This window comes from Bacteroidota bacterium (genome assembly GCA_016194975.1).
Lineage (GTDB): Bacteria > Bacteroidota > Bacteroidia > Palsa-965 > Palsa-965.
In genome coordinates this window covers 351,683-359,037 of the sequence record JACQAM010000008.1, presented here as the reverse complement: position 1 = coordinate 359,037, position 7,355 = coordinate 351,683, and the positions used below count along the sequence as shown (strand labels likewise).

Genomic DNA, 7,355 nt, shown 5'->3' with positions numbered 1-7,355 from the left:
GGCGGAAGAGTACCAACATGATTACAATTACAACAGACCTCACAAATCACTCAACTACAAAACACCTGTTGATTTAATTTTTGAAAACAAAGAATGAAAACCTCTAATTTTGAATGGCCCGAAAAAGAGGGGAGCTTACACTACCTGACCAATCCTCTCTTGTAAACTCTTGACACAAAAACAGGCATGAACATCGTTGCTACTTTTTCTCCGTCGGTGAGTTTTGAAAAATTTCCGGTGATGCTCCAATCGTCCCAGTTGTTGTTCAGATAAGTCGAGAAACTCACCTCTACTCCGGTGCGGGTCATGGTCCAGTTATCCCAGCTTCCTGCATAAAGAGTTTGTATCGTTACTTTTTCTGTAAGATCGCCGCCGGTGAGTTCCCACTTATTCCATCCACCGCTGATCCATGTTTTCAAAGCATACGTTTTATTATTCACCGTGATGATCCAGCTTTTGTAACTGTCGTTGAACTCTGTATTCACTTCGCCGGAAAGTCCGCCCACTTCAAATGTCCAGCGATTCACATCATTCATCAGGTACGCTTCAAAATTTCCTTCGTCATTTCCATAAGTAACTTCCCAGTTCTCGATCTTGCCCGAGAAAACGGTGCGTATCCTTCCTTCATCTTCTTTCGGCAGCGTGTCGGTTTGTGCAGTTAGAAAAACCGGGAGTGAAAATAAAAGAGCTGGAAAATATTTTTTCATGGATTGCAAATTCACTTTTATTTCACAAAAATAATGCCCAATGACTACTGACTAAAATATTATTGTAACAGGTACAAGTCATCTGCAAAATAAAGTTCAGCAGTCAACAAATAAATATTGCCACAGATTTTCACAGATTAACGCAGATTTTATTTATCTCTAATAGCAACCGAAAACTATTAAGAGATTCCGCGGATAATTCCTTCTTTCGAATTGGAAATGAAATCAAGGATGAGCTGGCGTTCTTTTGTATCAGCGCATTCTTTTTCTATAATGGAAACTGCGTTCGAAACATTCAGCCCCTTCACATAAAGTACTCTGTAAATATCTTCCACCACTTGTATCGCTTCGTTGGAATATCCTCTTCTGCGCATTCCCACCGTATTCACACCCACGAATGAAAGTGGTTCGCGTGCAGCTTTTACGAACGGAGGAACATTTTTCCGCACGCCGCTTTTTCCTGCAATGAATGCGTGCGCGCCAATGTGCACAAATTGCGGAACACCTACCATTCCTTCGAGGATCGCCCAATCGTCAATGACGCAATGGCCCGAAAGTCCAACGTAGTTTGCAAGGATCACATTATTTCCCACGAAACAATCGTGCGCAATATGCACGTAGGCCATGAGCAAACAATTATTTCCGATCACGGTTTTCATTTTATCGGTCGTTCCCCTGTTCACTGTCACATATTCGCGCACCACTGTATTATCGCCAATCTCCGCAGTGGTCGGTTCATTTGCATATTTAAGATCCTGAGGAATTCCACCGACAACTGCGCACGGAAAAATTTTTACATTTTTTCCGAGCCGCGATCCGTTCATCACCATCGCATGCGGACCGATCCACGATCCATCGCCGATGACAACATTTCCTTCCACGAATGCAAAAGGTTCGATGGTCACATTATTTCCAATGTTTGCTTTCGGATCTATATGTGCGAGATTCGATATCATACGCTGACCGGTTGTGGTTTTTTCGATTCGATGTTTCTCACTTTCACAATTTGCGCGAGCATTTCTGCTTCTGCAACCACTTTATTATTCACATAAGTTACGCCGCGCATGTGGCAAAGCCCGCGACGGATGGGTGAAAGAAAATCCAGGCGGAAAACGCAAGTATCGCCGGGCACCACTTTCTGTTTGAATTTCACCGCATCCATTTTCAGAAAATAGGTTTGATAATTTTCCGGATCGGGAACCGTTTTCAAACACAACACGCCGCCGGTTTGCGCCATCGCTTCCACGATAAGAACTCCCGGCATGATCGGTTCATCAGGAAAATGTCCTTTCGTCCAGAATTCCGTCATCGTCACATTTTTCACTCCCACCACATGATCGGGAGTAAGTTCAATTATTTTATCGACGAGCAGGAAAGGGTGGCGATGTGGAAGAATTTTCATGATCTCGCGCGAATCAAAAAGGGCTGGAGCATTAGGATCGAATCTGAATTCATCCGGTTTCTTCGTACGCTCTGCTTTCACCAGCGCTTTTATTTTTTTTGCGAACTCCACATTTCCTGCGTGGCCCGGCCGCGCTGCCAGAATGTGAATTTTCATTTTCACTCCCACCAGTGCAAGATCGCCCACAATGTCGAGCAGTTTGTGCCGTGCGGGTTCATTGTAATAATGCAGTTTTGTATTGTTGAGCACACCGCGTCCTTTCACTTCCACATCAGGTTTGTTGAACACTTTGCGGAGATGTGCAATGTGTTCATCGGAGATCGGTTTATCAACGAGCACGATCGCATTATCGAGATCGCCGCCTTTAATGAGATTATGTGCGAGCAGCGCTTCGAGTTCGTGAAGAAAAACAAAAGTGCGGCAGCGTGAAATTGTTTCTTTGAAATCGGCCATGCGGTACATTCCCGCATGTTGTGTTCCGAGAACTTCCGAATCATAATCCACCATAACGGTCACCCGGAATTCATCCTGCGGCACAGCGAGCATCTCCACTTTTTTCAGCGGGTCTTCGTAGGTGAGATTCTCTTTCAGTTCAAAATATTCACGCGCAGCATTCTGTTCAATGAATCCTGCTTCTTCGAGCGCCATCACGTAAGGCCAGGAACTTCCATCGAGAATAGGAACCTCAGGTGCGTCAAGATCAATGAGAATGTTATCGAGATCGCATCCCGCAACTGCAGCAAGCGCGTGTTCGCAGGTGTACACACGCGCACCGTGTTGCTCGAGCGTAGTTCCGCGCGAAGTATCGACAACGTTATCGCAATCGGCGTCAATCACCGGTTGTCCATCCATATCCACTCTGCGGAATTTGAATCCGTGATTTTCGGGAGCAGGATGAAAAGTCAGTGTTGCTTTCTTGCCCGTGTGAAGTCCGACCCCGGTAACCGAGACGGATTTTTTTATGGTGCGTTGTTTTGTGCTCATCTCTGTATCGGGAATTTATTTTTCAGCGGAATTATTTTTCTCGATCAATTTTATTTTACTGCTCAACTCCGGAAGATTTCGGAAAACCACATACGAACGTTTATAATCTCCAATGGGAAATGCCGGTGAGCCCTGCACGATCTCTTCATCCTTCAGATCATTTCCTATTCCTGATTGCGCTGCTATTTTCACACGATCGCCGATCTTCAGATGACCGATGATCCCTACTTGTCCGCCTATCATGCAATCTCGCCCGATCTTTGTACTTCCGGCAACTCCTGTTTGCGCGGCGATCACCGTATTCTCCCCGATCTCCACATTGTGCGCAACCTGAATGAGATTATCAAGCTTCACTCCTTTGCGGATAATAGTTGAACCGAGTGTTGCGCGATCGATAGTTGTATTTGCGCCGATCTCCACATGATCTTCTACAATCACATTCCCGATGTGCGGAACTTTCTGATAATTGTTTGTGCTGTTGGGTTGAAAACCGAATCCATCTCCACCGATGATGGTTCCTGCCTGCAGAATGCAATCGCTGCCAATGGAACAATCGTGATAAACTTTCACACCCGAATAAAGAATAGAATTTTTTCCTACACGTGCATGATCGCCAACGAAAACGTGCGGATGAATTTTTGTATTGTCGCCGATCACTGCATGATCTCCAACAAAAGCAAACGCCCCGATGTAAACATTGTTCCCGATCTTCGCTGAAGAAGAAACAGAAGCTTTTTCATCAATGCCTGTTTTGTGAAGGCGGAATTGATTGTAAGCATCCAGCAATTTTGCAAAAGCCTGTCGACTGTCGGGAACGCGGACAAGTGTGAGTGTAGATGGAATTTCTTTTTCCGCTTTAAAATTTTCATTGACAATAGCGATGCTCGCACCGGTCGAATAAATATAATCGGCGTACTGCGGATTGGAAAGAAAGGTGATGGAACCCGGAACTCCTTCTTCAATTTTCGCAAGCGTGGTAACGCTCGCTTCGGGATTTCCTTCCACTTTTCCTCCAACGAGGGCAGCTATTTCCTTAGCGGCAAATTTCATCCGGTAAATTTAGCCAAAATAGGATGGCGAAAATCAATGAAAAAACAGTTGTTTTTCCACTGGCCGTGGTTAGACGTTCTAACGTGCAAAGGGTTTAAATACTTTTCGCTTTCCCGATGTAATTTTTAAGAATGATGAGTGCATAAATGAGCGCCGCACTGCTCAGAATTGCAGAACAAAAATAGGGAGCGCCGAGAAGAATTATTCCGTGATATCCATTCGAAAAAGTACTGAAGAGCCATGGCATCAGGAGCGGGCCAATGATCGCTGTAATGCTCATCACGCTATTCATGAATCCCTGCAATTCGCCTTGTTCATTCGCAGGAATTGCTTTCGACAAAACAGATTGCATGCTCGGCCCTGCAAGTCCGCCAAGTGTCAACGGAACAGTTGCAACAAAAAGCCACAACGGATTTCCTGAAAGTGCAATGCCTGTCATACCAATGATATTCATGATCAATCCAAAATAGATAGAACGTTTTTCGCCGATCTTCGGAATAATTATTCTTGTCAATCCGCCTTGTACAATTGCGATGAGCATTCCAACATAGGTGAGAGACAAGCCCACTCCCGCTTCTGTCCAGTGATATCTTTTAATCGTGTAATACGACCAGACATTCGGCAGCGATTGCCCGGCAAGATTCACAAGAAAAAATACAACAGCCATTCTTACCACAACCGGATGTTTACTCAATTGCAATAAAGATCCGAGCGGGTTTGCACGTTTCCATTGGAACTTTCTGCGATTTTCCGGCTTGAGCGATTCGGGAAGAATAAAAAATCCGTAGAGCCAATTCAGCAATGATAATCCTGCTGCAGCAAAAAACGGAATGCGCGGACCAAAGTGTGCGAGCGCTCCACCGAGTGCGGGGCCTGCAATGAAACCCAATCCGAAAGCGGCGCCAATGATCCCGAAATTCTGTGCGCGTTTTTCCGGCGGACTTATATCGGCGATGTACGCTCCGGCAACGGTGAAACTCGCGCCGGTAATTCCTGCAATGAGCCGGCCGATAAAAAGTACGACGATCGTTTTCGCAAAACCGAGAATGAGATAATCTATTCCGAATCCGAAAAGCGAAATGAGCAAAACTGTTCTTCTTCCGAAACGATCGCTCAGCGCACCCAGCACGGGAGAAAAGAAAAACTGCATGAAAGCATAAATGAACCCCATGCGCCCGCCTATGACGGTGGCGTGCTCCAGCGTGCAATGCGCCATTCCCATGATCAGTTTCGGCAAAACGGGAATGATAATTCCGATTCCCATTACGTCAACAAAAAGTGTGATGAAAATAAAAAGGAGCGCTCTCTTGTTTGTTTTTTCAGTCATGGCGCGAAAATAAATCGTATGCACATTGGAAACACTAGTGCTAAACCCGGGAGTAGAAAATCAGCGATTGAATTCACCGAAGCGATTTCGGATAAAGAAGGAAATATTTTTTCACGGGTTGCGAGAGAACAGAGATGTTGAACAGGTCGGCTGCTTCGGCAATATCCATTATTGTTCCGTTCTTGAAAAGCACGTTGATGCGGATGTTATCGCTCGAGTAAGCATTATTCTGAACGGCGCCGGTAAAAACGTAATAGGGGATCTCTTCTTTTTTCAAACCGAATTTCTGCGCTGCTTTTTTACGAAGCTGATCCACGTATCCTCCGGCAAAAGCTTTGTTCTGTAATTCCACTGCGAATAATTCCCGGTTCACCAGATTTTTGCAGAGGAAAGAAAGAATTTTGTCGTTGTGGCCGGCCCACACTTTCACACTCGTGAGAATGTCGTAATCGTCGAGCTTCGCGAATTCATCGAGAATTTCCGGTTTACTGAGAAAAGCGCTTTTCGAAAATTTGTGATAAAGAAAAAGTTTTAACGGTGGTGTGCAAAAAAGTTCTTCATTATTTTCCGCCAGTTTTTTTGCGCGTTTGAGAATATTCACCAATAAATGTTCGGCACTGAGCACCGTTTTGTGAAGATAAACCTGCCAGTACATCAGCCGTCGCGCTACGAGAAAATTCTCGATGGAATAAATTCCTTTGTCTTCCACCACGAGTTCATCATTCACCACATTGAAAATTTTCACGATGCGGTCACTGCTCACGATGCCTTCCGAAACGCCGGTGAAAAAACTATCGCGGCTTAAATAATCGAGGCGATCGAGATCGAGTTGAGAAGAAACCAACTGGTGAAGAAATTTCTTTTTGTATTTGTTGTGGAAGATTTTTATGGCCAGACTGAGTTGTCCGCTGAATTCAACATTAAGCCGATCCATGAAAATTGCAGAGAGATCTTCATGCGTGATGTTGTGAACTATAGAACTTTCAAGTGCGTGAGAAAAAGGCCCGTGGCCAATGTCGTGCAAAAGGATCGCGATGGTTGCTCCTTCTGCTTCTTCATTGGTAATTTCATGTCCTTTTGAACGGATCACATCGATCGCTTCCTGCATAAGATGCATGGCGCCCATCGCGTGATGAAAACGTGAATGATTCGCTCCGGGATAAACAAGATTCGTCAAACCCAATTGGCGGATGCGGCGCAAACGCTGGAAGTAAGGATGATCGATCAATTTAAAAACCAACTCCGACGGAACAGTGATGAATCCGTAAACGGGATCGTTGAATATTTTTCGTTTGACGGGCGTCATTTTGTGTAAAGGTAAAATAACCGCGGTGACAAATAGAATTACCCCGCACTTCAGTGCGGGGGTTTTACAGCAATTCACAAACCGGGCTTTAGCCCTGAACCGGGAACTGGTATGCTTTCATAAACTGATCGTATTCTTCTGCAAAAGTTTTTTTTCGATGATGTTCTTCCTGTCCATCAATGTAGTTCTTCACAGTTTCCACAACTGATTCGCTAACTGAAATTGCAAAATAGTCATCAGCCCATTCGAATTTTTCTCTCGTAATCTTATTCTTGTTGATCCAGGCAGCAGATTCTCCCTTGATCAGTTGCATCACTTTTGAGATGGGCACATCTGCATTCAAAGAAAACAAACAATGCATGTGGTCGTGATAACCATTTATTCTGCTAATGAAAATATTTTTTGTTCTGGCATTCTCACGGACATGGTTGATGACTTCTGCCCTGATTTCTTTTGTCAAAAAAGGATAGCGGTTTTTTGTTCCCCACACTGCGTGGATCCAGACTTTTACGTATGCCATAATTTGCTTCAGGGCTAAAGCCCGTTTAATTCTATTCGCTCACAACCGCCGGCTAAAGC

General features: G+C 44.7%; 8 protein-coding genes. 1 reads left to right on the top strand and 7 read right to left on the bottom strand.

Annotation, left to right across the window (positions count from 1 at the left end; translation table 11 throughout):
• A partial coding sequence (locus HY064_07800; protein ID MBI3510552.1) for a transposase occupies nt 1–97 on the top strand: 97 nt, incomplete at its 5' end.
• Between the two features lie 43 nt (nt 98–140).
• Here HY064_07800 and HY064_07795 read toward each other — a convergent pair.
• The 7 genes from HY064_07795 to tnpA form a co-directional block, all read right to left on the bottom strand.
• Entirely contained in the window at nt 141–707 is a 567-nt protein-coding gene (locus HY064_07795) for a hypothetical protein (GenBank protein ID MBI3510551.1), read from the bottom strand.
• Between the two features lie 179 nt (nt 708–886).
• Entirely contained in the window at nt 887–1,663 is a 777-nt protein-coding gene (gene lpxA / locus HY064_07790) for an acyl-ACP--UDP-N-acetylglucosamine O-acyltransferase (protein MBI3510550.1), read from the bottom strand.
• The gene (locus tag HY064_07785) at nt 1,660–3,093 is read right to left on the bottom strand and encodes a bifunctional UDP-3-O-[3-hydroxymyristoyl] N-acetylglucosamine deacetylase/3-hydroxyacyl-ACP dehydratase (protein ID MBI3510549.1); all 1,434 of its coding nucleotides are present in this window, start codon (nt 3,091–3,093) and stop codon (nt 1,660–1,662) included. Before HY064_07785 ends, lpxA begins: the two co-directional genes overlap by 4 nt.
• Nucleotides 3,094–3,108: 15 nt before the next feature.
• Nucleotides 3,109–4,143 carry a UDP-3-O-(3-hydroxymyristoyl)glucosamine N-acyltransferase gene (gene lpxD, locus HY064_07780; GenBank protein MBI3510548.1) on the bottom strand — a complete coding sequence of 345 codons (1,035 nt, stop codon included), beginning with the start codon at nt 4,141–4,143 and terminating at the stop codon, nt 3,109–3,111.
• Between the two features lie 94 nt (nt 4,144–4,237).
• A complete protein-coding gene (locus HY064_07775) occupies nt 4,238–5,470 on the bottom strand; it encodes a TCR/Tet family MFS transporter (GenBank protein MBI3510547.1) in 1,233 nt (410 codons plus the stop codon).
• Between the two features lie 73 nt (nt 5,471–5,543).
• Nucleotides 5,544–6,776: an HD domain-containing protein gene (locus tag HY064_07770; GenBank protein MBI3510546.1), complete on the bottom strand. Its 1,233-nt coding sequence runs from the start codon at nt 6,774–6,776 to the stop codon at nt 5,544–5,546.
• An 88-nt stretch (nt 6,777–6,864) separates the two neighbouring features.
• Nucleotides 6,865–7,296: an IS200/IS605 family transposase gene (tnpA, locus tag HY064_07765; GenBank protein MBI3510545.1), complete on the bottom strand. Its 432-nt coding sequence runs from the start codon at nt 7,294–7,296 to the stop codon at nt 6,865–6,867.
• Nucleotides 7,297–7,355 lie beyond the last annotated feature (59 nt).

What these genes read in the sequence shown, in the direction of transcription:
- lpxA (MBI3510550.1), bottom strand. Translation starts at nt 1,663, where the DNA reads ATGATATCGAATCTCGCACATATAGATCCGAAAGCAAACATTGGAAAT.
- tnpA (MBI3510545.1), bottom strand. Translation starts at nt 7,296, where the DNA reads ATGGCATACGTAAAAGTCTGGATCCACGCAGTGTGGGGAACAAAAAAC.
- lpxD (MBI3510548.1), bottom strand. Translation starts at nt 4,143, where the DNA reads ATGAAATTTGCCGCTAAGGAAATAGCTGCCCTCGTTGGAGGAAAAGTG.
- HY064_07795 (MBI3510551.1), bottom strand. Translation starts at nt 707, where the DNA reads ATGAAAAAATATTTTCCAGCTCTTTTATTTTCACTCCCGGTTTTTCTA.
- HY064_07770 (MBI3510546.1), bottom strand. Translation starts at nt 6,776, where the DNA reads ATGACGCCCGTCAAACGAAAAATATTCAACGATCCCGTTTACGGATTC.
- HY064_07785 (MBI3510549.1), bottom strand. Translation starts at nt 3,093, where the DNA reads ATGAGCACAAAACAACGCACCATAAAAAAATCCGTCTCGGTTACCGGG.
- HY064_07775 (MBI3510547.1), bottom strand. Translation starts at nt 5,470, where the DNA reads ATGACTGAAAAAACAAACAAGAGAGCGCTCCTTTTTATTTTCATCACA.